This window comes from Sphingomonas sp. (assembly GCF_036388435.1).
In the GTDB taxonomy this organism is placed as follows: domain Bacteria; phylum Pseudomonadota; class Alphaproteobacteria; order Sphingomonadales; family Sphingomonadaceae; genus Sphingomonas.
In genome coordinates this window covers 140,359-164,993 of sequence record NZ_DASVRV010000025.1, presented here as the reverse complement: position 1 = coordinate 164,993, position 24,635 = coordinate 140,359, and the positions used below count along the sequence as shown (strand labels likewise).

General features: G+C 67.7%; 23 protein-coding genes. 11 read left to right on the top strand and 12 right to left on the bottom strand.

What is annotated here, in order from left to right; translation table 11 throughout:
* Positions 1-2: 2 nt before the first annotated feature.
* Positions 3-884, bottom strand: a complete 882-nt coding sequence (locus VF592_RS06505) for a hypothetical protein (protein WP_331004799.1) — start codon at positions 882-884, stop codon at positions 3-5.
* Between the two features lie 155 nt (positions 885-1,039).
* Here VF592_RS06505 and VF592_RS06500 point away from each other — a divergent pair, with 155 nt between their 5' ends.
* Positions 1,040-2,290 (top strand): MFS transporter, encoded by a 1,251-nt coding sequence (locus VF592_RS06500; protein WP_331004798.1) that lies wholly within the window; start codon positions 1,040-1,042, stop codon positions 2,288-2,290.
* Positions 2,291-2,296: 6 nt separating this feature from the next.
* Here the strand turns inward: VF592_RS06500 and VF592_RS06495 are convergent, their stop codons facing one another.
* From VF592_RS06495 to VF592_RS06485, 3 genes are read right to left on the bottom strand one after another with little or no spacing between them, the layout of a single operon-like run.
* Complete coding sequence (locus VF592_RS06495) at positions 2,297-2,671, bottom strand: c-type cytochrome (RefSeq protein WP_331004797.1); 375 nt, start codon at positions 2,669-2,671, stop codon at positions 2,297-2,299.
* Positions 2,672-2,688: 17 nt separating this feature from the next.
* Complete coding sequence (locus VF592_RS06490) at positions 2,689-3,654, bottom strand: formylglycine-generating enzyme family protein (RefSeq protein ID WP_331004796.1); 966 nt, start codon at positions 3,652-3,654, stop codon at positions 2,689-2,691.
* Positions 3,651-4,595: a formylglycine-generating enzyme family protein gene (locus VF592_RS06485; RefSeq protein ID WP_331004795.1), complete on the bottom strand. Its 945-nt coding sequence runs from the start codon at positions 4,593-4,595 to the stop codon at positions 3,651-3,653. Before VF592_RS06485 ends, VF592_RS06490 begins: the two co-directional genes overlap by 4 nt.
* Positions 4,596-4,706: 111 nt before the next feature.
* Between VF592_RS06485 and VF592_RS06480 the strand changes: the two genes are divergently transcribed.
* From VF592_RS06480 to VF592_RS06470, 3 genes are read left to right on the top strand one after another with little or no spacing between them, the layout of a single operon-like run.
* Positions 4,707-5,624, top strand: a complete 918-nt coding sequence (locus tag VF592_RS06480) for a formylglycine-generating enzyme family protein (protein ID WP_331004794.1) — start codon at positions 4,707-4,709, stop codon at positions 5,622-5,624.
* Positions 5,621-6,214, top strand: a complete 594-nt coding sequence (locus tag VF592_RS06475; protein WP_331004793.1) for a hypothetical protein — start codon at positions 5,621-5,623, stop codon at positions 6,212-6,214. The genes VF592_RS06480 and VF592_RS06475 overlap by 4 nt, the downstream gene beginning before the upstream one ends.
* A complete protein-coding gene (locus VF592_RS06470; protein WP_331004792.1) occupies positions 6,211-7,734 on the top strand; it encodes a tannase/feruloyl esterase family alpha/beta hydrolase in 1,524 nt (507 codons plus the stop codon). Before VF592_RS06475 ends, VF592_RS06470 begins: the two co-directional genes overlap by 4 nt.
* A gap of 106 nt (positions 7,735-7,840) precedes the next feature.
* Here VF592_RS06470 and VF592_RS06465 read toward each other — a convergent pair whose 3' ends face one another.
* Positions 7,841-10,231 (bottom strand): TonB-dependent receptor, encoded by a 2,391-nt coding sequence (locus VF592_RS06465; protein WP_331004813.1) that lies wholly within the window; start codon positions 10,229-10,231, stop codon positions 7,841-7,843.
* Between VF592_RS06465 and VF592_RS06460 the strand changes: the two genes are divergently transcribed.
* Positions 10,155-10,571 (top strand): hypothetical protein, encoded by a 417-nt coding sequence (locus VF592_RS06460; protein ID WP_331004814.1) that lies wholly within the window; start codon positions 10,155-10,157, stop codon positions 10,569-10,571. The genes VF592_RS06465 and VF592_RS06460 overlap by 77 nt on opposite strands.
* A 69-nt stretch (positions 10,572-10,640) precedes the next feature.
* On the opposite strand, the gene VF592_RS06455 is transcribed toward VF592_RS06460, so the two are convergent.
* Positions 10,641-11,525, bottom strand: a complete 885-nt coding sequence (locus VF592_RS06455; RefSeq protein WP_331004791.1) for a formylglycine-generating enzyme family protein — start codon at positions 11,523-11,525, stop codon at positions 10,641-10,643.
* A gap of 153 nt (positions 11,526-11,678) precedes the next feature.
* Between VF592_RS06455 and VF592_RS06450 the strand changes: the two genes are divergently transcribed.
* Genes VF592_RS06450 through VF592_RS06440 form a run of 3 tightly spaced genes read left to right on the top strand, consistent with a single transcriptional unit; the run spans position 11,679 to position 14,379 of the window.
* On the top strand, positions 11,679-12,644 hold the full coding sequence (locus VF592_RS06450) for an aldo/keto reductase (protein ID WP_331004790.1): 966 nt from the start codon (positions 11,679-11,681) through the stop codon (positions 12,642-12,644).
* Positions 12,641-13,864, top strand: coding sequence for an MFS transporter (locus tag VF592_RS06445; protein WP_331004789.1), 1,224 nt, complete (start codon positions 12,641-12,643; stop codon positions 13,862-13,864). Before VF592_RS06450 ends, VF592_RS06445 begins: the two co-directional genes overlap by 4 nt.
* An 11-nt stretch (positions 13,865-13,875) precedes the next feature.
* On the top strand, positions 13,876-14,379 hold the full coding sequence (locus VF592_RS06440; RefSeq protein WP_331004788.1) for a DinB family protein: 504 nt from the start codon (positions 13,876-13,878) through the stop codon (positions 14,377-14,379).
* Between the two features lie 4 nt (positions 14,380-14,383).
* On the opposite strand, the gene VF592_RS06435 is transcribed toward VF592_RS06440, so the two are convergent.
* Positions 14,384-15,685, bottom strand: a complete 1,302-nt coding sequence (locus VF592_RS06435; RefSeq protein WP_331004787.1) for an NtaA/DmoA family FMN-dependent monooxygenase — start codon at positions 15,683-15,685, stop codon at positions 14,384-14,386.
* Between the two features lie 177 nt (positions 15,686-15,862).
* Here VF592_RS06435 and VF592_RS06430 point away from each other — a divergent pair, with 177 nt between their 5' ends.
* The gene (locus tag VF592_RS06430) at positions 15,863-16,120 is read left to right on the top strand and encodes a hypothetical protein (protein WP_331004786.1); all 258 of its coding nucleotides are present in this window, start codon (positions 15,863-15,865) and stop codon (positions 16,118-16,120) included.
* Between the two features lie 5 nt (positions 16,121-16,125).
* Entirely contained in the window at positions 16,126-16,869 is a 744-nt protein-coding gene (locus VF592_RS06425) for a hypothetical protein (protein WP_331004785.1), read from the top strand.
* An 8-nt stretch (positions 16,870-16,877) separates the two neighbouring features.
* Here VF592_RS06425 and VF592_RS06420 read toward each other — a convergent pair whose 3' ends face one another.
* Positions 16,878-17,723 carry a helix-turn-helix domain-containing protein gene (locus tag VF592_RS06420; RefSeq protein WP_331004784.1) on the bottom strand — a complete coding sequence of 282 codons (846 nt, stop codon included), beginning with the start codon at positions 17,721-17,723 and terminating at the stop codon, positions 16,878-16,880.
* 196 nt (positions 17,724-17,919) lie between these two features.
* Between VF592_RS06420 and VF592_RS06415 the strand changes: the two genes are divergently transcribed.
* Positions 17,920-19,275, top strand: coding sequence for an MFS transporter (locus tag VF592_RS06415; RefSeq protein ID WP_331004783.1), 1,356 nt, complete (start codon positions 17,920-17,922; stop codon positions 19,273-19,275).
* Here the strand turns inward: VF592_RS06415 and VF592_RS06410 are convergent.
* From VF592_RS06410 to VF592_RS06395, 4 genes are read right to left on the bottom strand one after another with little or no spacing between them, the layout of a single operon-like run.
* The gene (locus VF592_RS06410) at positions 19,198-20,529 is read right to left on the bottom strand and encodes an MFS transporter (protein ID WP_331004782.1); all 1,332 of its coding nucleotides are present in this window, start codon (positions 20,527-20,529) and stop codon (positions 19,198-19,200) included. The two genes, VF592_RS06415 and VF592_RS06410, sit on opposite strands and share 78 nt — an antisense overlap.
* Positions 20,526-22,034 carry a class I adenylate-forming enzyme family protein gene (locus VF592_RS06405; RefSeq protein WP_331004781.1) on the bottom strand — a complete coding sequence of 503 codons (1,509 nt, stop codon included), beginning with the start codon at positions 22,032-22,034 and terminating at the stop codon, positions 20,526-20,528. The genes VF592_RS06410 and VF592_RS06405 overlap by 4 nt, the downstream gene beginning before the upstream one ends.
* A complete protein-coding gene (locus VF592_RS06400; RefSeq protein WP_331004780.1) occupies positions 22,031-22,891 on the bottom strand; it encodes an amidohydrolase family protein in 861 nt (286 codons plus the stop codon). The genes VF592_RS06405 and VF592_RS06400 overlap by 4 nt, the downstream gene beginning before the upstream one ends.
* Positions 22,891-24,633, bottom strand: a complete 1,743-nt coding sequence (locus VF592_RS06395; protein WP_331004779.1) for a tannase/feruloyl esterase family alpha/beta hydrolase — start codon at positions 24,631-24,633, stop codon at positions 22,891-22,893. Before VF592_RS06395 ends, VF592_RS06400 begins: the two co-directional genes overlap by 1 nt.
* Positions 24,634-24,635 lie beyond the last annotated feature (2 nt).

Below are 24,635 nucleotides of genomic sequence, written 5' to 3'. Positions count from 1 at the left end.
CGCTAATGGCCGGAGGGTATCGGCGGGACGGTGGCTTGCACATAGATGCTGTCTTCGAGCGCTTCGACCTTCACGTCGTCGTGGCGCGCGAAGCGGGCGGCGTCCTCGGAAGTCACGATATAGGCGACTCCGTTGATCGTCATGCGCACCTTCCCGGCGAGTATGAACACGAGCCGGTCGTGCTCGGCGTCGAGGGAGGGAAGGATTGTCCCCCTGGCGAGGTACACTTCGCGCGCCGGATAGTCCGGCAACACGGCGCGACGCACACGGTAACGAACCGCGCCGGGCGGGGCGCCGGCGATGCCGTCCCCGATCGCCTCGACATATCGGTTGCCCGTCCGCCACGAAGCCGCGGCTTCGACGGGATGGTCGCGGGCCAACGACCAATATCCTGTCGGATCATTGTGCCGACCGGGAATCGTCACGGCGAATTCGAGGTCGATGCCGCCGCCCCGACGGATCTCCTCTCCCGAATGGAGCACGCCTTTTTGATGGAGCGCGAAATCGCCCGGCCCTGCGACGACCGCCTTGTCGTCGACATATTGCACGCGATTGGCCTGCCAGCCGTAAAGCAGGGTGTCGGTCTGGTTCACGTGGCGATGGGTGCGCACGCCGTTCGGGAAGCGGATCGCGCGAATCTCACCGGTCGGAAAGGTGTAGACCTTCACCTTCAGATGCGCGGCATCATAGGGAATCTCGGTCTTGCTGCCGGCCTCCGCGTTGATGAAATTGCCCCAGCGTTCCCACGCATAGACGCTGTAAAGCGGCACGTCCCGATGCCGGATCACGGCCGGCGACGGCTTGGCCGCCGTCAGCTGTCCCGACGCGGCGTGCGGCAGCATCGCCAGCGCAAGCATCGCGATGACCATCGACTCGCGCATCATCGTCCCTCCACCTTGTGCGCCGCCTGCGTAGCGCGGTCTTGACGACGGCGATCAAGCCCATCCGTCGACTACCACTATTCGGGTATGCGCCCTGATCGGCTGGTGCGCACCGCCGCCGCGTGGCGCAGTTCCGGGTAACCAATGGGGAGACCATCTTGGACGATCATCGCAGCCGCAACGTCACGCTCGTCCTGCTTACCGCGATCTATGTGTTCAACTTCATGGACCGCCAGATCCTGGGCGTGCTGGCCGAGCCGATCAAGCACGACCTGAACCTGTCGGACGGGCAGATCGGACTTCTGACGGGATTCATGTTCGCGCTGTTCTATACCACCTTCGGCGTGCCGGTGGCGTGGCTGGCCGATCGCACGCGGCGGACGTGGGTGATCGCGGCCGCGTGCACGCTCTGGAGCGGCTTTTCGGCGGCCTGTGGGCTGGCCCAGGGTTTCGTCAGCCTGGCCGCGGCGCGCATCGGCGTCGCGGTCGGCGAGGCTGGCGGGGTGCCGCCGTCTTACGCGTTGATCTCGGACCTGTTCCCGGCCGACCGCCGGGCGCGCGCCATCGCACTTTACTCGCTGGGCGTGCCGATCGGGGTGGGGATCGGCACAGCGGCGGGCGGCTGGATCGCGGCATCGTTCGGCTGGCGCATGGCGTTCTTCATCGTCGCGGCGCCCGGTGTCCTGCTGGCCGCCGCGCTGCTGATCTTCACGCGCGAACCGGCCCGGGCCGCGGCGACCGGACCCGATGCGGTTTCGCTGTCTCGGGCGATCAAGTTGTTCGCAGCTTCGCCGACGCTGATACTGGTGTCCCTGGCCGCGGCACTCGGCGCGTTCACCTGCTACGGGCTGATGGCCTGGATTTCGGCTTATGTGATCCGCGTGCTGGGAATGACGCTGAGCGAGGTGGGATCGTGGCTCAGCATAACGATGGCGGCGGGGCTGGCGATCGGCATCTGGGGCAGCGGCGCGCTGGCGGATCGTTTCGGTCCGCGCGACCGGCGCATGTATGCCCTCGTCCCGGGGGTCGCACTGGCCCTGGGTGGGCCGGCGCTCTGGGCGGCGACCGCGGCCGATGATCCGCGGGTAGCGCTGCCGCTGTTCGGCGTCACGCTCGCGCTGTCGGTGTTCTATCTGGCGCCATCGGTCACGGTGGTGCAGCAGATCGCCCCGCCGGCGCAGCGCAGCACGGCCGGCGCGATGCTGCTGTTGTGCCTCAACCTGGTCGGGCTCGGTTGTGGGCCATGGCTGATCGGGGTGGTCAGCGACCTGGCTCAACCACAGCACGGCCCCCAGTCGCTGCGCATCGCATTCTACGCGCTGGTGCCGATGTTCGTCGCCGCGGCAGGGGCGAACCTTCTGTCGGCGCGGCGGCTGGGCCGAGGCAGCGGATCGTCCGCCGCGTGCTGACGACGATTATCTCTGCATCTTCAGATAGGCGATGATGTTGTCGCGCGTCGCCTTGCGGCCGATGCCGATGAATTCCATCTTCGTACCCTTCACCACGCTCCCCGGCGCTGCGATCCAGCGATGCAGCGTCGCATCGTCCCAGGTCAGGCGAGACGCCTTCAATTGGGGCGAGTAGGCGTATCTGGGACGTTTCGTGCCCGCTTTCGCCCCTGCGACGCCCCACAAATTCGGTCCGATCTTGTCCGGACCGTCCTTGGTTACGCTGTGGCAAACCGAGCATTGCGAGAACTGGCTCTTCCCCAGCACGGGATTGGGCGCTGCCTGCGCCATAGCCGTGCCCGGAAGGGCGAGCAGCGCGGATGCGATCAGTGCTTTGATCATCGGTTCGGCCTTTCTCGTCACAGGTCGCGCACGATGCGGATGCTCGCGGCGACCGGGCGGTGCGATCCATCCTGACCGCCGCCACGGGTGGCCGGGCGTGCCAGCCACACCCGGCTGTGAAATGCGCCGCCCTTGTTCAGGCGGCGCTTGCAGTCTCCGCCGTTCGCAGCGGTCTGCGCGGTGCCATCGGCGGGCAGCTTGGCGTGATCGGGCGCCGCGCAATCGGCGACCCATTCCCAGGTGTTGCCGAGCATGTCGTAGACGCCCCAGGAATTGGGATCGAAGCTGCCGACCGGGACGGTCCACGACAATTCGCCCGAGCACATCAGTTCGTCCTGCCAGCTTTGCGCGTTCTTGATCGCGGCGAAGGTGGCGGTCGTCATGATATGCGCTTTGGTGCAGATCGGCTGCGTCGCGTCGCCCCATGGCCGCGTCGTCGTCGTACCGGCGCGCGCGGCATATTCCCATTCGGCCTCGGTAGGCACGCGGTAGACCTTGCCTGTCTTCTTGCTCAGCCACGCGGCATAGTCGGTCGCGTCGTCCAGGCTGACGCACACCGCCGGGTGGGTATCGTCCTGCGTGAAACCCGGCTTCTGCCAATTGGCGACATTGCCGGGCGTACCCGCCCAGGTGTCGTCGGTGGCATTATAGGTGAAGCATTCGGTCGGGATCGGGCGGTTCGTCGCCTTGACGAAAAGGGCGAATTGGCCGCGCGTCGTTTCGGTCGTGGCGATCGCGAAGGGTTTGCCGAAAACGATGTCGCGGACCGGGCCCTCATGGTCGCCGAACACCGCAGGCACGCCCTCCCGCGTGCGCTCCTCCTCGGTCGATCCGATCTTGAAGCGGCCCGCGGGGACGACGACCATCGTCTGGCAATCCGCGCAGTCCTTGAACGTCTCGCCCGGTTTCTTGCCCGCGGCGGCGTTCTGCGCCGATGCCGGGGAAGCGGCCAGCAACACGGGCAGCAGATATTTCCAGCTCATCGTTCGTCTCCTTGCAGCGAGCGCGCGACGCGAAAGCCCATGGTGAACATGCGCAGGTCGGCCGGAACCGGTGCGCCGCGGACCGCCGGGCGGGTCAGCCAGAACGGTGTGTGGAACGCGCCGCCCTTGAGATAGCGGCGCGAACAGTCCCCGGTGGTCCGCGTGCCGCCGTCGGCGCGCGCGTCACGATTGTCGGGGCTGTTGCAATCGGCGGCCCATTCGAATGCGTTGCCGATCATGTCGAACACGCCGAAGGCGTTGGGCGGATAGGATGCGACCGGCTGGCTGAAGCTGCGCAGGTTGGCGCAGACGAAGCGATCGCCGATGCTCCTGGGCCAGCCGAGGGCGATCGCGGTGCCCGCCGACAACAGGTTCGCAGCGGCGCAGCCTGCCTCCGGCGACTCGCCCCAGGGCCAGGGCGTGCGCGTGCCCGCGCGCGCGGCATATTCCCATTCGGCGTCGCTCGGCAGGCGATAGGGCTTGCCGGTCTTGTTGGACAACCACCGGGTATAGGCGACCGCATCGTCATAGGCGACGCAGACCGCCGGGTGATCTCCGGCTTGCGAAAAACCGGGCCTGCGCCAGTTATAGCCGGGCTGCGGTCCCCATGTGTCCCCCTTGGCGACGTGAACGCCGCAACTCGTCGGATCGGGGCGGCGGGTCGCGGCGACGAAGGCGGCATATTGGTCGCGGGTCACTTCGGTACGGCCGATCGCATAGCCGCGGGCGAAGGTGACGCGATAGGGCGGCCCTTCGCGATCGCCGAACAGCGGCAGCGTACCGACGCGAGCGCGTTCCTCGGCGGCGGAGCCCAGTGTCGCCGAGCCCGCCGGCACCGCGACCATCGTCGGACAGTCGCGGCAATCGGCAAAGGTCGCCGGCGCGGCGGCGGGCGACAGCACGATCAGCGAAAGGCGAGCGATCCCGATTCCCACATTCATGTGATGCGACCTTGGGGAACATACGAATATCGACCGGCGAGCCTTACCCGCTATGCGGTGGCAGACCCGATTGTGGACGGTGGACGGTCGGCTCCCGCATAGCGTCCGGCCATGAAGGTGATCGTCGGCCTGACCCTGCTCGCCACGCTGGCGCTGCCGCAGGGCAAGCCGAAGCCGTTCCGCGACAGGCCCGCGGCTCCCGAAATGGTCGTCATTCCCGCCGGGCGCGGCGTCGAAGGGTCGACCGAGGCGGAGACCATGCGCGAGGGGCGTGCGCCCGCCCTGGCGGCGTTCGAGCGCCCGCGGCGCGCGGTGTCGATCGCGCAACCGTTCGCGATGGCCACGCACCATGTTACGAACCGGGAATTCGGCGCGTTCGTCAAGGCCACCCGGCGCGACATGGCGGGCTGCGTCGTGCTGGCCGCAGGCAAGTGGAGCAGCGCCCCCGATCGGGCACATGGTTTCACCGATCCCGGCTGGGCGACGCGCGACGATCAGCCGGTGGTATGCGTGAACTGGGACGATGCCGACGCCTATGCCGCATGGCTGAGCGCGCGAACGGGCAAACGGTATCGCCTGCCGACCGAGCGCGAATATGAATATGCCGCGCGCGCCGGCACGACCACCGCGCGCTGGTGGGGCGACGGCGCGGACGATCTGTGCAGCCGCGCCAATGGCGGCGACCGCAGCTATGCCGCGATCCTGCCGAGCGATGCCGGTGCCAACCTGGCGTGCGACGACGGCTATGCGACCGTCAACCCGGTCGGCCGCTACCCCGCCAATCGCTGGGGCCTGCACGACATGTACGGCAATGCCTGGCAATGGACCGCCGACTGTTTCGCGGCGACGCGCGACACGCCGGCGCCCGACCCGTGCCCGGCGCGCGCGATCCGTGGCGGATCATGGCACAGCAGCGCGGCGACGCTGCGATCGGCGACGCGGTTCAGCCTGCCGCCGGCGACGCGCGCCTCGAGCCTGGGGTTTCGCGTCGTGCGTGAGATCGACGACATCGAGGGAGAGAGACGATGACGGATCGGAACGGGATCGTGCTGCTGGGGGCGGTGCTGGTCGGGGCGGGGCTGCTCGGCGGTATGGCCGCCGCGGTCGCGGCCGCCCCGGCAGCGAAGCCGCCGTGCACTGCGCAGACGCGCGCCTGCCTGGAGACGATCGCGCGCACCTATATCGACGGGCTGGTGGCGCATAGCGGTGCCAAGGTGCCGATCGCGCCCAATGCGCGCCGCACGGAAAACGCGCTGACGAACGCGAAAGGCGAGGAGATTCGCGAGAGTTTCGTGCGGACCGACATGATCGAACGCGCCAAGGGCGTCCGACTCTATACCGATGTCGCCAAGGGCGAGGTCATCGCCTTCTTCACGCTCGATATCGATCTGAAGGACAGCAACGGCGGCGGCCAGAGTACGACCAAGGCGGGCAACACCGAATATGAGGTCGCCGTCGTCAAGCCCGCGGGCACCTATACGGTTCACGAAGCCGAGCGGTTCAGGATCCGGGACGGCATGATCGAGGAGATCGAGATCATCGCGCATGTCGAGGACGGCAAAGGCCAGGGTTCCGGCTGGCCGGTGGAGAGGACCAGGATCAAGGGCGCCGCCAAGTGAAGGCGGCCCTATTGGCGGCGGCCGCGTTCGTCGCGCAGCCGATCCTCGCGCTCGCGCCCGAGCGGCCCGTCGTGCCGGCACCGACCCCGCTGGGAACGGGCGCACCGGCGGGCGACCCGGCGGCCGCCTGCGCGGCGCTGAAGGCGCAGGACTTTTCGACGCTGCCCGACGCGCCGTCGCTGGTGGTCAACGCAACGGTCAGGCCCGCGACCGCCGAACAGCCGGCGCTGTGCCTGGTCAACGGCAGGGTCGCGCCCACCATCGGCTTTCGCATGTGGCTGCCGCTGGCGGTGTGGAACGGCAAGTTCGCGCAGACCGGCTGCGGCGGACGCTGCGGCGATATCCTCGACGACGGGTGTCAGATCGTGGTCGCGCGGGGCTATGCCTGCCTGGCCGCCGACATGGGGCACAAGGGCACGTTCTACGATGACCTGTGGGCGATCGACAATGTCCAGGGCGACATCGATTTCGGCTTTCGTTCGACCCACGTCGCGGCGATCGCCGGCAAGGCGCTGACGGAAGCATTCTATGGAAAGCGACCGCGCTTTTCCTATTATTTCGGGGCCTCGACCGGCGGTCGCCAAGGCCTCGTCGCGGCGCAGCGCTTCCCTGAGGATTATGACGGTATCATCGCGGGGGAACCGGCGATGGGGGCGCCCGGCACGATAAGGCCGGAAACCGGGCCGGCGCTGCGCGCCAGCGTCGCCGCGCTTAATCCGGGCGGCAAGCCGATCATGACCCAGGCCGAAGTGCTGATGGTCCATGCTGCCGCGGTCGGGGCGTGCGACATGGACGACAACGCGCGCGACGGGTTCATCTCCGATCCACGCGCCTGCGGCTTCAAGCCGATGCAGCTGCTGTGCGAAGCCGGTAAGACGCCCGACTGCCTGACCGCCGAGCAGGTCGCCGCGCTCGACCGGGTCTATGCCAATGGCGCGATGCCGGGATCGGAGCGGGGCTGGATCGGCGCCTATATCGGCCCCGACGGCACTCCCGGCCGCTATCTGTGGCGGATGAAGAACCCGTATAAATATCCCTATGCGTGGATCTTCCACGATGCCACCAACCCCGATCTGCGCGCGTTCAAGGCGCAGGGCGGCAAGCTGATCCTGTATCAGGGCTGGGCCGACGAGGCGACCTTTCCGGGCAATCCGGCCGCTTATTACGAGACGGTGGAAAGGCTGATGGGCGGCCGCGCCGCGACGCAGGATTTCTTCCGCCTGTTCATGATTCCCGGGCAGAGCCACATTCCGCAGGTCGGCGGCGGCGCGGAGACCGTGGACTATCTCAGCTATCTGGAAGCCTGGGTCGAGCGGGGCGAGGCGCCCGACGTGGTTCGCGCGGAGAAGATGCGCACGCTCGCGCGCTTCGCCGGACCGGTCACCTACGCGGCGTATCTGACGCCGGAAAATGTCGCGTTCTCGAGGCCCGTATACCCCTATCCGGTGCAGGCGCGCTACAGCGGCAAGGGCGACGTGAACGACGCTGCTAACTGGCGGTCAGCGATACCTAATCGGTAATCGAGCCGTGGCCCCTGCCCTTCGAGCAAGGGCTTGTCGCGGCTTCGAGGCCGTACCGTCGAAAAAGGGGCTTCCGTCGCCGGAAGCCCCATCCCTTCGGGATTATTCAGAAACGGACGCTCAACCGGCCGCCGAACGTCCGCGGGTCCGCATAGGCGCCGAAGAAGCCCTGGTCGGACCCGTTGAAATTCGCCGGCGAACCAAAGTCCGACGCGACGTTGCCGCCCGGATAGGTCTTGTTGTTGGTCACGTTGGTAACGAACGCCTCGAGCCGCAGCGGGCCGTTCTTGGCGCCGAGGCGCAGGTCGACGGTCGCGCGGCCCGGGATGTAGGCGAAGTTCGCGATATCCGCCCACTGCCTGCCGCGATAGACCGCCGCGATCGTGCCGAACGGCGCCCAGCTGTCGTCGTCCGACTGGCCCTCGTATGAAATCACGCCCGATGCCGTGATCTCCGGCGTGTTGGGCGTCTCCAGCCCCGCATAGTCGGAAAAGCCGTACAGCCGGATGTTCGCCGGCGTCGTGTCTATATAGCGCGTGCGATTGGTCTTGTTCCACGCGAACGACGTGTTGACCGACAGTTCGCGGTTGAAGTTGTAATTGCCGGTGAACTCGACACCGTAAATTTCTAGCTCACCGCTGTTGACCGTCACCGAGAGGCTGGTCGCCAGCAACGGCACCAAACTCTGGAAGGTGATCTGCTGTTCCGACAGCGTGCCGTAATAGGCGTTGATGTCGAAATAGCCGTCACCGCCAGCGAACTGCCCCTTGAAGCCGAGTTCGTAGATCGCGAGCTTTTCCTCGTCGAAGGTCGGATCGGTGACACCGAAGATGTTGTTGATTGCCGCCGTCACGGCCGCCACCGTCGGCGGTGTAACGGTCGGCGTCGCCGGATTTTGCGCATAGATCGAATTGCTCGCGTCGAAGTAGCTCGCCAGCCCGTTGTTGAACCCGCCGGGACGGCTGCCCTGAGCATAGGATGCGTAGAGCTTGCGCCCGCCGCCGACGTCGAAGTCGATCGACACCCGCGGATTAAATGATTTGAAGTCCTCGGCCACCGAGTTGATCGGCACCCCGGTTAGAAATGCGATCTGTGTATTGCGGCGCTTGTCGACCTGATATCGGCCCTCGGCACTCAGCGTCAGGCGATCGTCGACCAGCTTGAGATACGCGCCAGCGAACCCGCCGTAAGTCTTGGCGCGGTCGTCACCGATATTGAGCAACAGCCGCGCATAGGTCTGTGCCGGCACGTTCAGCGTCCGCGTGTTCGTCGCATTGCTCAGGTTCTTGGCGTTCACGTAAGTTCCGCCGATCGTCCAGCTGAACGCCCGCTCGGGATCCGAACTCAGGCGGAATTCCTGACTGAAATCCGCGAACTTGTTCGACAGGCCGAAGAACAGGATCGAGAAGGCCGATGTCGCCTGCGCCGGGCGGCCGATGCCGTCGACCGCCTGAATCACGGCATTGGTGTGATAGCCGGTGATCGACTGAAGCTTCAGATAGTCGCTGATGGTCAAATTGACGATGCCGTGGCTGTTGAACGCGTTGCGCTGCAGGCCGGCCTTGCGCTCGAAGCCCTCGCCCTGCAGGAACGGCACGGAAAATGTGTCGGACGCGTGGTCAGTTGGGATGATCGTCCGCGAATAGGCGATGCTACGCGACACATCGGGCACTCGACCGCAAATGGTCGGACGCGCCGGCGAGGCGATCGTGCCGACCGGGCTGCCCGGCGTCACGAACGGAATGCCGCGCACACAATTGGTGACCGCACCAAGTGCGGTTACCGTTCCAGCGAGCGGCACGCCGCCTGGGCCGGCGGCCGTGGTGATCGTCGCGTCGGGGAAGATGTTGACGGTCGCCGATGGCCCATCCTCGTCGCGGAAGTAGTTGGCGTACAACTTTATCTCGAGCGCATCGGCGGGCGTGAAGTCGATAGTTGCGGAAATCGACTTGCGCGAGCGTGCGCCGAGCTTGTCGCCGTCCGGTGCGAACGCATTGGTGATGAACCCGTCGTTCATCTCCTGGAGCCCGGTGACCCGGATGCCGAGCAGACCGTCGATGAGCGGGCCCGCGACGCTCGCCTCGACCCGGTGCGTATCCCGCTGCGCCAAGGTCATGTCGAGGCCGTAGGTCCACGTATCGGGGATCGCCTTTGTGCGATACGAGATCGCGCCGGTCATCGACGCGCGTCCGAAATAGACGTTCTGCGGCCCGCGCAGCACCTCGACCGCGCCGATGTCCATGCTTCCGGGAATCTCGTTGCCGATCACCGCCGCGCCGTCGAGGAACATCGATCCCGCGCCGGTGACGCCGCCGTTGCGCGCGAGGTTGAGGCCGCGAAAGATGATCGGGCGGTTGCCGCCGCGATCGTTGCGCGAATTGCCCGGGGTGAAATCGCTGAACTGAAGGCCGGGAACGAAGTTGGCGAGCTGCGAGGTGCTGGTGATGTCCAGCTTCTCCAGCGTTGCCGCGCCGACGACGGTGATCGCCAGGGGCACGTCGACGATCGACTCGTTGCGGCGGCGCGCGGTGACCAGGATGTCGGCCTGCTGGACCGCTTCGGAATCGCCCGGTCCGGGATTGATCGCGGTGTTCGGGCTGGTCTGCGGGTCGCTGCCCTGCGTTCCGGGCGAGGTGGCGGTCGGGGCGGCGGCGGTCGAGGCCTGCGCCAGCGCGGCGCCCGGCGTCGCGGCGACCGCGCCGATCAATGCACTTGTCGTCAGCAACATCGTTCGTAGTGGCGTCATGGTGATCTCCCCGTTTCAGAAGCCGTCCGGATTAGCCTGCGGCGGTGACGCGTCGGCCGTCTGTCGATGCGCGCCCGTGATGCGTCGATGATCATCTGGCTCGGGAGGGAGCGACACATCAACGTGCCCGCCAGCCACAACCAATAGGCGGGTAAATTCGCTAACGGCTCAGGTCTTCGACCAGGCGGATGCCGAGCACGCTGGTGCGCGCGCCGATCAGATCGGGGTGCCGGGCCGCGGTGCGGACATATCTGGGCGAATTGCTCCAGGATGCGCCGCGATCGAGGCGCGCGGCGCAATCGCCGCCGTCGCAATCCACGGTCCATTCCCACACATTGCCGATCATGTCGAACAATCCCCACCGATTCGGCCGGTAGGATGCGACCGGTGCGGTCGTGACATGGCCATCGTCGCACGGGGCGAAGACCGCCGGATCGACGACGCCGCGGTTGTGCGCCCGCGCGCGGGCCGCATCGCCGATATTGGCGTGGCGGCAGATGCTGCCGGACCAGGGCAGCGCCGCGGTCGTGCCGGCGCGTGCGGCATATTCCCACTCGTCTCCGCTCGGCAGGCGAAAGCGCCGCGCGGTCTTGCGGCTGAGCCATGCGGCATAAGCGGTGGCGTCGGCCAGGCTGACGCAGACCACCGGGTGGCGATCGGTCTGCGGGAAGCCGGGATCGCGCCAGTCATGGGCGGCGTCCGCGACCCAGCGCGCGCGCGCCCCGTCGGCGAGCACGCCGCACGGCCCGTCGGGACGCCAGCCGGTGTCCGCGACGAAGCGGGCGAAGGCGGCACGCGTCACCTCGGTCCGGGCGACCGCGAGCGGGCGCGGGATCGTCACCGTGCGTTGCGGTTGTTCGCGGGCGGCGCCGGCGACGGGATAACGGACCGCGTCGGTCTCGCTTCGGGGGCTGCCGGCGACGAAGCGGCCGGCGGGAACCCGCACCATCTGCGGGACGATCGGCGCTTCGGCCAGGACCGGCGCGATCGGCAGCACCGCGCCGAGGATGCCGGCACGACGTAAGATGTAAGAACGAAGCGGCATGACGACACGGTCCTATCGCGTGCATCGCGGCACGCGCCGACGACCCGGCGATGCGACCGGAGAACGGGCATCCCGGAATCGCGGCGGCATGGCCGCTGCGCGCGCCATAGGCTATCCGTCGTGACCATGACGCCCTGAAAGGCCGGACCCGCGATGCAATACCGCCAGCTTGGCCGATCGGGCCTGACCGTTTCGGTCGTCGGCCTGGGCTGCAACAATTTCGGTGGTGCGCAGACGGACATCGCGGGCGCGAATGCCGCTTACGGCCTGATGGATCTGGCCGCGAGCCGCGCGGTCATCGATGCCGCGTTCGATGCGGGCATCACCTTCTTCGATACCGCCGATCTGTACGGCAATGGCGGGTCCGAGACCTTTCTGGGCCAGGTCCTGAAGAATCGCCGCCATCAGGTCGTCATCGCCACCAAATGGGGGGCCGGGATGGAGGCGCGGACCGACATCGCCTGGGGATCGCGCCGCTACATCCGCCAGGCGTGCGAGGCGAGCCTGACGCGGCTGGATACCGATCATATCGATCTGTACCAGATGCACTGGCCCGACCCGCGCACGCCCATCGAGGAAAGCATCGCCGCGCTCGACGAACTCGTCCGCGAGGGCAAGGTCCGCTATCTCGGCCATTCGCATTTCACGCCGTGGCGGATCGCCGATGCCGACTGGATCGCGCGGACCGCGGGCCGCGAGCGCTTCGTGGCGGCGCAGGACCATTACAGCCTGCTGGCGCGCGAGGCCGAGGCCGAACGCATCCCCGCCTGCGAACGGTTCGGGGTAGGATTGCTCCCCTATTTTCCGCTCGCCAACGGATGGCTGACCGGCAAATATCGCCGCGACCGCCCCGCGCCGGAGGGTACGCGGATGGCGGGCAAGCCGATCGACGCGCGCACTTATAACGTGATCGAGCGGCTGTCCGCCTTTGCCGATGCGCGCGGCCGGACGATGGTGGACATCGCGATCGGCGCGCTGCTCCACCAACCGATCGTATCGTGCGTGATCGCCGGCGCCACCAGGCCCGGGCAGGCGACCGCCAATGCGGGCGCGGCGGACTGGCGGGCAAGCGATGCCGACATGGCCGAACTGGACGCGTTGCTGGTGCGCGGCGTATGAGCGAAGCCCGCGCCGCCGAATTCCGGCGCGCGTGGCCGGTGGTGGTAGCCTCCGCCTTCGGCGCGGGCGTGGGGGCGGTGCCGATCGCCTTTTACAGCTTCGGCGCGTTGATCGCGCCCTTGCAGGCGGCCTTCGGCTGGAGTCGGACGGAGATCACCGCCGCGCCGCTGTTCCTGACGATCGGCGGGCTGGTCGCGGGCGTCGTCGCCGGCGCGCTGGCGGACCGTTATGGCGGGCGCCGGGTGGTGTTGTGGTCGCAGGCGCTGCTGGTCGTCAGCTTCGCCGCCTTCGCCGCGATGCCGCCGTCGTTGCCGGTCTTCTACGCCGGCTATGCGATGCTCGCGATCCTCGGCGCGGGGACGATGACGATGACGTGGAGTCGCGCGATCACCGGCTGGTTCGTCGCCGGACGCGGGCTGGCGCTCGGGCTGTCGCTGGTCGGCACCGGGCTGATCGGCGCGCTGTTGCCGGCCTATGTCAACGCGCTGGTGGCGCGCGGTGGGTGGCAGGCGGCCTATCTGGGTCTGGCGGCGCTGCCGCTGGTGCTGGGACTGCCGCTGACCTTTCTGTTCTTTCGCGACCCGCCGGCGGTGGGCGAGGCGGCGGACGCACCGCCCGACACGCTGGCGGGGAGCCACCGTTTCGCCGACGCGCTGCGCACGCGTTGCTTCTGGCAGATGTCGATCGCGTTCTTCGTCGCCGCGCTGGCGATCGCGTCGGTGATCGTCCACGCTGTCCCGTTGCTGACCGGGCGCGGAATTTCCGCCTCGACCGCGGCTTGGCTGGCCGGGCTGATCGGCATCGCGGTGACCGCCGGGCGGCTGGTCAGCGGCTATCTGCTCGATCGGCTGCGTGCCCCCAATGTGGCCGCCGCGATGCTGGGTCTCCCCGCCTTCGCCTGTATCCTGCTGCTCCATTCGGGCGACAATCTGTGGCTGTGCGCGCTCGCGATCGTGCTGGTCGGCCTTGCCGGGGGGGCGGAACACGACATCGCCGCCTATTTCTGCGCGGGCTTCTTCGGGCGGCGCGATTACGGCAAGATCTACGGACTGCTGTACACGCTGTACGGTATAGGCAGCGGGATCGGGCCGTTGATCGCGGGGCGGATGGTGGGAACGGGCGATGATTACGGCGTCGCGCTTTATGCGGGCGCGGGGCTGTTCGCGCTGGCCGCGGTGCTGATCGTCACGCTGGTGCCGCCGCCGCGCCCCGGCGCATGACGGGATCGGCGATGCAGCGGCATTTCCTGGAGCTGGCGGACTATAATCGATGGGCGAACCGGCGGCTGTACCGCGACGCGGCCGCGCTGCCGCCCGAGGCTTCGGTACGCGACGTCGGCGTCTATTTCGCCAGTCTGTTCGCCACGCTGGAGCACATCCTGAAGGTGGATCGTGCGTGGCTGCACCTGCTGGACGGCGGCGCGCTCGCCGACCTGCCGCCGATGCCCGATGTCGGCGATCTGGCGCGATTGACCGTGGCGCGCGAAGCCACGGACGCCGCGCTGATCGTGCGAGTGGAATCTGTCGACGAAGCCTGGCTCGAGAGTGGCTTCGCCTTTTCCTCCACGTTGGAACCATGGCGCGGCCTGACCTATCGCGGCTCACGCGCGGCCATGCTGATGCATGTGTTCAACCACCAGACGCATCACCGCGGGCAGGCGCATAGTGCGCTTTCGCTGCTGGGTGCGGCGCCGAGCGCCCTCGACATCCTCGTCAAGGGCATGCTCGGCGAATAGCCCGTCAGAATTCGGCGAGGTGGCCGCGAAGCGTGCTGGCGCCATAGTCGCGGCGCACCAGCCCGCGGCGTTGCAGGATCGGCACCAGACCGTCGAGTACCTCGGCCAGGTATCGCCGGGTCAGCGGCCGGGCGTGCATCAGGAAGCCGTCGCCGCCGATCTCCGCCATCGCGGCTTCCATCTTGTCGGCGACCTGTTCGGGGGTGCCGATCAGCTTGAGCGACGTCGTCTCCTGCTCGCACAGCGCCTCGCGCAAGGACTTGCCGCCCTTGGCCTTGGCCTTGATCGACGCCACAAAGCCCTGGAAACCCTGGATGTCGGCGGGGTCGATGTCGGGGAAGGGCGCGTCGAGATCGAACTGCGTCCAGTCGATGCCGGTGTGCAGCGTCAGCCGGCCGAGCCGCTGCGCGAGGATCGTGGGCGTCATGCCGACGATCTCCTCGTAACGCGCCTGCGCCGCCTCCTGGGTATCGCCGATCACCGGCGAGATCAGGAACATCACTTTGGCGTCGTCCGGATCGCGGCCGTGAGAAACCATGCGCGTGCGGATGTCGTCGCGGAATTCCTTGAGCGCGGGCACGCTGTCGCGGCCAAAGGTCGAGCACAGGATGACTTCGCTATGCTTGGCTGCGAAATCGCGGCCCGCCGGCGACGATCCGGCCTGGCAGATGACGGGGCGGTCCTGCGGCGAGCGGGTGACGTTCAGCGGGCCGATCGAGCGGTGATATTTGCCCTCGAAGGTGAATTCGCGGAACTTGGTGGGATCGACGTAGCGACCGGTCTCGGCGCTCATCTCGAACGGGTCGGGCTCCCATGCGTCCCACAATTGCTTGACCAGGTCGAGCATCTCGTCGGCGATCGCATAGCGTTCGTCGTGCGGCGGCTGCTTGTCGCGGCCGAACGCCTGCGCCGCCCAATCCTCGGACGAGGTGACGACGTTCCACCCGCAGCGCCCGCCCGAGACGAGATCGAGCGAATTGATCTGCCGCGCGAGCAGGAACGGGGGATAGAAGCTGGACGAGAAGGTGCCGATGATGCCCAGCCGCCGCGTCGCTTCGGCGAGCACCGGCATCACGATCATCGGATCGATCCGCGGTTCCAGATTCTGTTTGTCGTTGGTGAGGACGACGTGATCCTCGATCATGATGAAGTCGAACCCGGCACCTTCCAGCTGGCGGACCATGTCTTTCAGGAACGACAGCGTCTGCCAGCGTTCGGGATAGATGTCGTTGCCCGCCCAGCGATCGGCACCGTTGGCGGTCCAGCCATGCGCGCGGGGATTGGTGAACCAGGCGAGGTGAAACATGGATGGGTCCGATCCGAGATGATGGCCTAGGGGCGGGGGGATAGCGCCGTTCCGCCGTGCTGGCGTCGCCATGCCGCCGCTAACCGCATATTAGTCGGCCCGCGGCCGGCGGATGATCGCGGCACGCCGCCGTGCGAGCACGATCGCCACGACCCGACAGCCAGTGGTGCGCACGTCATGAGCGAAAAGACCGACAAGACCGACTCCCTCGTGCTGGGGCTGCAGGTGCTGACCACGCTGGTGCGGCGCGGCCCGCTCGACACTGCGCGACTGGCGCGGCTGAACGGCTGGCGGCAGAGCGATGCCGCGGCGGTCGTCGACCTGCTGGAACAGGAGGGATTGATCCGCCAGGTCGGGGAGCCGGCACAGCTGACCGTCACGTCGCGTGCGATCGCACTGCTCGGCGAGGTCCCGCTCGCCCCGACGGTGCATTGACCGCCATGACCGACGAGAGCGAGTGCTGCCACCGGCCGGGCGCGCGGGGCCGGATCGGCATCATCCAGCCGGCACCCGGGGTGATGCTGGAACATGAATGGCCGCGCTGGCTGCCGCCGGGCGTGCTGTTCCCGGTCGGCCGGCTGCGCATGCCCGCGCCCAGTCGCGAAGGCTATGCGGCGATGGCCGCGGCGGCGCCGGCGGTCGCGCGTGATCTTGCCACCGCCGGCGTCGGCGTCGTCGCTTATGCCTGTACCGTCGGCAGCCTGTCCGACGGGCGCGAAGGCGAAGCCGCGCTGGTCGCCGCGTTGAGCGAGGCGGCGGGCGTTCCGGCGATCAGCCTGGCCGATGCGTCGGTCCGGGCGTTGCGCGCGGTCGGCGCGGCGCGCATCGCGATCCTCACGCCCTATTCGCCCGAGACCAACCGCTGGGTCGCCGATTATGCGCGCAGCTGCGGCTTCACCATCGCGGCGGTGGTGGCGACGCCGGTCGGCATCGCGACGGTCGGCAACCTGCCGCCGGCGGCGATCGTCGCCGTCGCCGTGGCCGCTCTGGAGAATTCGCCCGAGGTTGATGCACTGTGGATTCCCTGCACTGCGATCCAGACGCTCGACGCCATCGCCGCGATCGAGGCGGTGACACGGCGGCCGGTGGTCAGCGGATCGCAGGCGTTGTTGTGGCGCGCACTGGCGTCGCTGGGCATCGCCGATCCGGTACGCGGTGCGGGCAGCCTGTTCGCCCGTACCTGATCCGCGGGTCAGCCGATCGCGCCATGCGCCTGCGCCTGTGCACCCCATTTGGCCGGAAACGCCAGGTCCGCCTCCGCCATCGCCTCGCGCGCGCTGGCTGCGGCACCGATCTGGGCTGCCAGGTTGGCGAGCTGCGGCGCATATTCGGCGATCACCGTCGCGCTGGTCATCGCGCGGGTCATGTAGATCATCAGCAGACTGGCGACATAGGTGCCGTCGATGAAGATGGGAAAGGCGATGCTCTGTTCGGGATTGTTGTTGGGCGGCGGCTGAAACGCGAACCCGTTGTCGTGAACCGGCTGGAGCAGCAGGTCGAGCGCGGCCGCATCGGTCGCCCGGCCGCGATTATGCGGATCGTCGGAGCGCATGAGGCGCTGACGACGGGCCTCGACGCTCGCCTCCTCGCCGAAGGCGTAGGCGACCAGGCCGCTTGACGAGTTGAGCATCGGGGTCTGCGCGCCGATCCGTCGCCGCGCCAGCCAGAGCGACGTGGCGGGATCGGTGGTCGAGCGCAGCACCATGTGATCGTCATGGGGCGTGGCGATCGCCAGCGGCCACCCGATGCGGCGGGTGACGCGGAACAGCATCGGTGTCGCGATTTCCACGATCCAGCAATCGTCCGAAAATCCGTCCGCCAGCGAGCACACCTTGGCGCTCAGGCGATAGCGTTTGTCGGCGGGCACACGCTGGACATAGCCCTCCGCCACCAGCGTCAGCAGGATTCGCTCGGCCGTGGTGCGGGGCAGCTCGAGATGACGTGCCAGTTCGGTAATCGAGATGGCGTCGATCTTGTTGAGCAGCGACAACACGGTCAATCCGCGCTTCAGTGACCGAAGTTCCTGATCCGCCTTCACATGCTGTCTCCCGTTACAAAAGGGGACGTTGGCGCGTGTGGTTCGCAACGTCTTGGATGCACAGGCTATCACAAGGTTACGCCTGTGGAACGGAGATGCATGAAAAGTCGGTTTGTCATGCGCTTTCCGCAACGCTCTTGTCCGATGGGCCTGGACGTGCGTGATTTGCGGACCGAGCGATCCCGAGGATGACGGAATGACCCAGGCCGACGCTTCCCAGCCCGTATCGCCGACGACCGGCTGGCTGATCGTCCTCGTCCTGCTGCTCGCCTATGCCCTGTCGTTCGTCGATCGGCAGATCCTGAGCCTGCTGGTCGGCGACATCCGCAACAGCTTCGCCGTCGGCAACGCACAGATCGGGCTGTTGCTGGGTCCCGCGTTCGGCGTGTTCTACGCGGTATTCGGCATGCCGTTCGGCTGGCTGGCCGACCATGTGGTGCGGATGCGGCTGATCGCGGCCGGGCTGTTGCTTTGGACGACCGCGACGATGGCCGGAGGGTTGGCCGACAGCTTCACCGGCCTTGCGATCGCGCGAATGGGGGTGGGCGTCGGCGAGGCGGCGCTGGTGCCGGCGGCGGTATCGCTGTTGGCCGACGCCTTCCCGGCCCATCGTCGTGCGCTGCCGCTGGCGGTGTTCACGGCCGGCATCTCGGTCGGCGCGGGCGCGGCGTTGATGCTGGGCGGGTCGTTGATCGCGCTGGCGGGCCATGCCGCGTCGTTGCCGCTGATCGGCGGCTGGCTGGATGGACGGGCGGCATGGCAGGTGGTGCTGATCCTGGCCGGACTCGCCGGACTTCCCCTGGCCGCGTTGATCGCGTTCCTGCCCGAACCGCGGCGGTCCGACGCCGCTGCGGTGCAGGCGACCGGCGCCGGTCTGATCGCCTGTCTGCGCGATCATCCGCGGCTGTTCGGCGGCATGCTGTGCGGCACCGCGCTGCTGTATGTCTACTCGAACGGCCTTGCCGCCTGGCTGCCGTCGCTCTTCGTGCGCGGGTTCGGTTGGACGCCGGCCGAGGTCGGCCTGCGGATCGGTGGTATCGTCCTGATCTGCGCGCTCGCCGGTACGCTGGCGAGCGGGCTGTCGACGGCCTGGCTGACCACGCGCACGCGTCGCGACGCCAGCTTCCGGGTGATGACGATCGGCGCGTCGCTGCTGGTTCCCGCCGCGCTGATCGCACCGCTCGCGGCCGCACCGCTGATCGCGCAGGTCGGCGTCGGCGCCACCTATTTCGCGCTGTCGCTGTGTTTCGGGGTCGCAACCGCCAGCTTCGTCGCGGTGACGCCGGCGCGGCTGCGGGGGCGGATGATCGCGCTCTACCTGCTCATCGGCAATCTCTGCGGCCTGAGCCTCGGGCCGCCCGCGATCGGCTTGCTGCTGGACGGCGCGTTGGGCGCTCCGCTGAGGGTGGGCACGGCCTTGGCTCTGCTGACGGTGCCGACGACGTTGGGCGGCGCGCTGCTGCTGCGTGGAACGTCAGGCGGGCACCGCCGACGTGCCGCCGAGATCGGCACCGACGCCGTCGATCGCGCGACGATAGGGGGCAAGGCATAGGAGCAGCGCGACGGCCGACAGCGTTGCGCCGAGCCCGGCGACGGTGGCGATCGCGGCGCTGACACCCAGATCGCCGCCGAACAGATGCTGCGTCACCAGCGCGACGACGGTCGAGCCGATGCCGATCCCCGTGATGTTGATCCAGAACAGGTAGATCGCCGACACCTGACCGCGCATGCGATTGGGGGTGATCTCCTGCAAGGCAGCGGCGGCACCGCCATAGGGCATCGCCCCGCAGAACAGGAATCCCGCGACGAGCGCCAGCGACAGCTCGCCACTGGGCATCAACGGCGCGGCGACGATGAAAGGCAGGGCGCTCAGCGCCGCGACGAGGCCGATCCGGACATTGGCATCGCGCCAGCCGCGGTCGCGCATCCACCCGGCCAGCCAGCCACCGAACAGCCCGCCGCTGGTTCCCGCGACCGCGATGACCGGACCATAGGACCAGGCGACCGCGCCGGGGCTCCAGCCATAGGCGCGCATGAAATGGGTGGGGATCCAGGCGGCCGAGCCGTTCCACATGATGCTTTGGCAGCAGAGGCCGAGGATCAGCAGCCCGTAGGCGCCGCGATGGCGGGCGACCTGCGCCAGCACCGCGCGGAACGAAGGGGCGGGAGTGCCGGCGGTGACGCCGCGGCGCGCGGGTTCGCGCAAGGTCGCGATCAGCACCGTCACCGCCAGTCCGGGCAGGCCGACCAGGACGAAGACCAATTGCCATGGTTCGAAATGGCCGATCGCGGTGTCGAGCGGCGACAGATGGCCCAGCATGACGCCGCCGGCCAGCGTGGCGATGGCGGGGCCGAGATAGATCGCGCTTTGATAGAAACTGAGCGCGCGGACCAGTTTCTTGCCCTCGAACTGATCGGCCAGCATCGAATAGGCGGCGGGCGACAAGGCCGCTTCGCCGATGCCCACGCAGATGCGCGCCGCGAACATCGCCGCGAAACTGCCCGCCAGACCGCAGGCGGCGGTCGCCAGGCTCCACAGCGCGACCCCGATCGCGACGATGGTGGTGCGCCGCCGCTGATCGACCAGCCGGCCGATCGGGATGCCCATGATCGTGTAGAAGATCGCGAACGCCAGGCCGTGCAGCAGGCTCAGTTGCACGTCGCTGATGTTCAGACTGGCGCGGATCGGCCCGACCATCAGCGTCAGGATGGAGCGATCGACGTAGGACAGGGTGTAGGCGACGATCAGCACCGCCACCACGTACCAGGCGTAAGCCGATGATCGTGGTGCAGGCTGGGCGGTCACCACGTCCTGAGCTCCGTCTTCAGCACCTTGCCGTTGGCGTTGCGCGGCAGTGCATCGACCAGCGCGACGTCCTTGGGGACCTTGTAGGTCGCGATGCGGCCGGCGCAGTGGGCGGCCAGCATGTCGGCGGTGAAGCCATCGCGGCGGGGCACGACGAATGCCTTCAGCCGCTCGCCCCAGGTGTCGTCGGGTACGCCGATCACCGCGACGTCGGCGATGTCGGGATGTGTGAACAGCACTTCCTCGACCTCGCGCGGGTAGATATTCACCCCGCCGGAGATGACCATGTCCTTCAGCCGGTCGACGATGTACAGGAATCCTTCGGCATCGCGGCGCGCCATGTCGCCGACCGATACCCAGCCGTCCTTGACGGCTTTCGCGGTTTCCTCGGGCCGGTTCCAGTATCCGTTGAACAGGACCGGGCTGCGGCTCCAGAGTTCGCCGACCTCGTCCGCGTCGCAGATGCTGCCGTCGTCGCGGCGAACTTCCGCCTCGACATGGGGGAAAGTGGTGCCGACGCAGCTGACCTTGCGCAGCTGGTCCTTCGGGCGAAGGTTGCAGACCAGCCCGGTTTCGGTCGCGGCGTAGAGTTCGTGGAGGACGGTCTCGCCGAAATAGGGGATGATGCGCTCTTTCATCGCCTGCGGCAGCGGCGCCGCGTTGGCGAGGATCGAGCGGATCGGCGGGCGTTCGTATTTCGAGAGCGTTTCGGGCGGCAGCGCGAAGATCATCTGGAAGTGGGTCGGCACCATGAACAGCCCGGTGATGCCCCCGAACTTCAGCCGTTCGAGAACGGTTTCGGGATCGAACCGGTCGAGGATTTCGATCGATCCGCCCACCGCGATGATACCGGTCGGAAAGCCCAGGCCGCCGCCGTGGTTCATCGGCGTCATCGCCAGGAACCGATCGTCAGGACCGAAGCACCCGAACTCGGCCGCGCAGATCAGCCCGACCAGCATGCGCGAACGGTGCGACAGGACCACGCCCTTGGGCTTGCCGGTGGTGCCCGAGGTGTAGGGAATGGTCCAGGCGTCCCATTCGTCGATCTGCGGCAGTTTCTCCGGGGTGGGGGCATTCGTCAGCAGTGCTTCGTAGTCGACGCTGAATTCGACGATCCTCAGATCCGCAATCCCCGTTGCCTCGACCAATATCCGCGCTTCCGGGTCGACGAAGATGATCGTCGCGCCGCAATCCTCGATCGCCTGACGCGCTTCGGCCGCGGCCAGCCGCGGGTTGACCGTCGCCACCGCGGCCCCGGCATCGGGCGCCCCGGCGACGACTTCCATGAATTCCGGCCGGTTGCGCGAAACGATCGCGACGACGTCGCCCTTGCGTACGCCAAGCCCGACCACAGCGTCGCGCAGCTTGCCGACGCGCCGCGCATAATCGCCGAAACTGAGCTCGACCTCGCCGTATCTGATCGCTGTCTTGCGGGGATCGCGGCCGGCGGCGGCGCGGATCGCGTCGCCCAGGGTCATCGACCGGAACGTGTCCGGCACCGTCATCGCGGCAGCTTCGTGAACACCGCCAGCGCGTTGTCGCGCATCATCCTGGCGTGACTGGCGGGGCGCAGGCCCAGCTCGGCCACCTCAGCCACCGCGCGTTCGGGGTCGATCACCGGGAAATCGGTGCCGAACAGCACCTTGTGGCTGCCATAGCTGTCGGCGTAGCGGACGAATTGCTTCGGCCAGTGCTTGGGCGCATAGGCATCGCCGGCGGTGTAGATGTTGGCGTGTTTCCAGCACATCGCGATCATCTCGTCGGTCCACGGCACACCGATGTGGATGCCGATGATCGGCAGATCGGGGAAGTCGATCGCGACCTGATCGAGCAGGATCGGCCGCGCCACGGAGGGCAGGCGACGCTCCTTGGAGTAGACGAGATTCTGCCCGACCTGCATCATGATCGGAATGTCGAGCTCGCAGCATTTTGCGTAATAGGGATAGATTTGCGCGCAGTCGGGCGGGCTGCCGAACCAGTGCGGATACCAGTGCGCGCCGACAAAGCCATATTCCTCGACCGCCTGCGTCAGGTCGCGCAGTCCCTGCATCCCGCGCGTCTGGTCGATGCCGGCCAGCCCCGAGAACCGGTCCGGATGCGCGCGACAGATTTTCGCGATCGCCTCGTACGGGATTTCCCATGAATGCTTCACGTTCAGGTCGCCCGCGCGCACCGCGATCAGCAGCGAGCGTTCGATCCCGGCGCGGTCCATCTTGCGCAGGTAGTCGTCGATCGGCAGGCCGTCCCACATCTCGGGCGGCATGCGCACCTGTGCCTTGAAATTGTCGTCCAGCCCGGTCCAGCCATTGGTGACGGCCTCGGGCGTGAAGATGTTGCAGACGATGTCGATATAGCCGGCCATCAGTTGAGCGCCTGTTCCGCCTGGAGTTGAGCCACCGCCGCGCGGGCGATCGGATCGAGATCGGTCGCGGCGAGCGTGGCGAGCGCCGCGGCCTGCGACGCGCCGTCGGCACCGCTGGTATAGAATAGCTGCCACATGGCCCGCTGCGTCATCGCCAGGATGCTGGCGCGCGGATAGCCCGCGCCCGTGGCGAAGGCCTGCGCGGTCCGCACCGCACCCGCCAGCCGGGTGGCGAGCGGACGGTCGTCGCGCGCCGCGATCGCATCCTTGCCGACCGCGCGGCTCGGCCCCGGATAGGCGTGGTGATCGCGGCGAAAGGCGATGTATTTGGCGTCGAGGTGCGGCAGGCCGACGCCGAAATAATCGAGCGGCGCTCCCGGCACGGTGTGGACGCCGCGCAAGGCCTCTGTCGGCCGCCCGCCTTCAACCCAGGCGGTGATCGCGCCCATGTAATCGATCGCCGACGCACCCTCGCCGCCGGCGCAGTGGTCCATTCCGGGGATCAGGAACAGCCGCGCGAACCGTCCGGTTTCCGCCGCCCCGCCCATCGTGCGCGTCATCGTCTCGTGATAGTCGATGGTCGGCGGCGGCATGACCGAATAGTCGGTCAGCCCCTGGACCAGGATCAACTTGCCGCCATGATCGCGGAAGGGTCGCAGATCGGGGTTGTTGGGGTTGATCAGGCTTTCGATCGTCGCCGGATCGCCGCGGCCGACGCCGAGGTCGAACAATGGCTGCCAGCCTTGACCCGGCAGCGGCGCGGAACGGATGAATGACCCGATCCAGCCCAGTTCCGACCCCTTCATCGCACCGCGCCGGTCGTAGAGCTTATGGACCACCGCGACCTGCGCCGGGGTCAGGCAGTCGCGGAGGCCGGCGCCGGGCTTGCACGCGATCGCCTCCGGCCGCCAGCCGCAGCTGCGCGGATCGTTGATGATGCCGTCGCGGATGCCGTCCTTGCCGTCGCAGGCGCGCACCACCGCGGCGTGGATCAGCACCGCCTTGCGCGCGGGCAGGATCGGCGATCCGTTGGGATGGGTGTTGAACGCGTCGACGTCGGTCACCGTGGCGGCGCGCTTCAGCCCATATGGCCCCATGCTGGCCGGCGCGATGGCGACGATCCCGTCGAAATCCTCGGGAAAGCGCTGCGCCTCGATAATGCCCTGGCGACCACCGGTCGAACAGCCGAGGAAATAGCTTTTGGCGGGCGGCCTGGCGTAGAAGGCGGTGGCGATCGCCTTGCCCGCCACCGTCGTCACATGCGTGGCGCGATAGCCGAAATCGACCTGTCCCTGCAGGTTGTTGTCGATCCAATTATTGTCGATCGTGGTCGAGCTGTGCCCCATGTCGGTGATGAGGCAGGCATAGCCGTCGCGCAGATGCACCCCGCAGGCAAGCTCGACCGCGGCATTGCCGCAGCTGCCCCCGCAACCGCGCACCAGGTAGCGGCCGTTCCAGTTGTCGACCGGCAGGTACATCCCGAACACGTTGACGGGATTCACATAGGCGGTGACCGCGCAATAGGCCTGACGCTGCGGCGTCGCGGCGATATAGCCCGCCTTGGTCACCCAGGTCGCCGCGCCTTCGAGTTTCTGGAACCGGCCGCCGGCCAGCGCGTCGCAGCGATCCTGATCGAGCACCACCTTGGCCGCGCCTGCCAACGGATCGGCCTGAGCCCGTGCGGGATCGGCGAGGCAGGCGAACAGGACGAACAGCATCAGCCAGAACGCAGGCCGGACCATGT

Excerpts from the sequence above, each read along its gene's own strand:
- VF592_RS06480 (WP_331004794.1), top strand. The coding sequence starts at position 4,707 with ATGAAGGTGATCGTCGGCCTGACCCTGCTCGCCACGCTGGCGCTGCCG.
- VF592_RS06405 (WP_331004781.1), bottom strand. The coding sequence starts at position 22,034 with ATGACGGTGCCGGACACGTTCCGGTCGATGACCCTGGGCGACGCGATC.
- VF592_RS06395 (WP_331004779.1), bottom strand. The coding sequence starts at position 24,633 with ATGGTCCGGCCTGCGTTCTGGCTGATGCTGTTCGTCCTGTTCGCCTGC.
- VF592_RS06445 (WP_331004789.1), top strand. The coding sequence starts at position 12,641 with ATGAGCGAAGCCCGCGCCGCCGAATTCCGGCGCGCGTGGCCGGTGGTG.
- VF592_RS06490 (WP_331004796.1), bottom strand. The coding sequence starts at position 3,654 with ATGAGCTGGAAATATCTGCTGCCCGTGTTGCTGGCCGCTTCCCCGGCA.
- VF592_RS06400 (WP_331004780.1), bottom strand. The coding sequence starts at position 22,891 with ATGGCCGGCTATATCGACATCGTCTGCAACATCTTCACGCCCGAGGCC.
- VF592_RS06485 (WP_331004795.1), bottom strand. The coding sequence starts at position 4,595 with ATGAATGTGGGAATCGGGATCGCTCGCCTTTCGCTGATCGTGCTGTCG.
- VF592_RS06455 (WP_331004791.1), bottom strand. The coding sequence starts at position 11,525 with ATGCCGCTTCGTTCTTACATCTTACGTCGTGCCGGCATCCTCGGCGCG.
- VF592_RS06425 (WP_331004785.1), top strand. The coding sequence starts at position 16,126 with ATGACCGACGAGAGCGAGTGCTGCCACCGGCCGGGCGCGCGGGGCCGG.
- VF592_RS06430 (WP_331004786.1), top strand. The coding sequence starts at position 15,863 with ATGAGCGAAAAGACCGACAAGACCGACTCCCTCGTGCTGGGGCTGCAG.
- VF592_RS06435 (WP_331004787.1), bottom strand. The coding sequence starts at position 15,685 with ATGTTTCACCTCGCCTGGTTCACCAATCCCCGCGCGCATGGCTGGACC.
- VF592_RS06450 (WP_331004790.1), top strand. The coding sequence starts at position 11,679 with ATGCAATACCGCCAGCTTGGCCGATCGGGCCTGACCGTTTCGGTCGTC.
- VF592_RS06440 (WP_331004788.1), top strand. The coding sequence starts at position 13,876 with ATGCAGCGGCATTTCCTGGAGCTGGCGGACTATAATCGATGGGCGAAC.
- VF592_RS06475 (WP_331004793.1), top strand. The coding sequence starts at position 5,621 with ATGACGGATCGGAACGGGATCGTGCTGCTGGGGGCGGTGCTGGTCGGG.
- VF592_RS06495 (WP_331004797.1), bottom strand. The coding sequence starts at position 2,671 with ATGATCAAAGCACTGATCGCATCCGCGCTGCTCGCCCTTCCGGGCACG.
- VF592_RS06415 (WP_331004783.1), top strand. The coding sequence starts at position 17,920 with ATGACCCAGGCCGACGCTTCCCAGCCCGTATCGCCGACGACCGGCTGG.
- VF592_RS06505 (WP_331004799.1), bottom strand. The coding sequence starts at position 884 with ATGATGCGCGAGTCGATGGTCATCGCGATGCTTGCGCTGGCGATGCTG.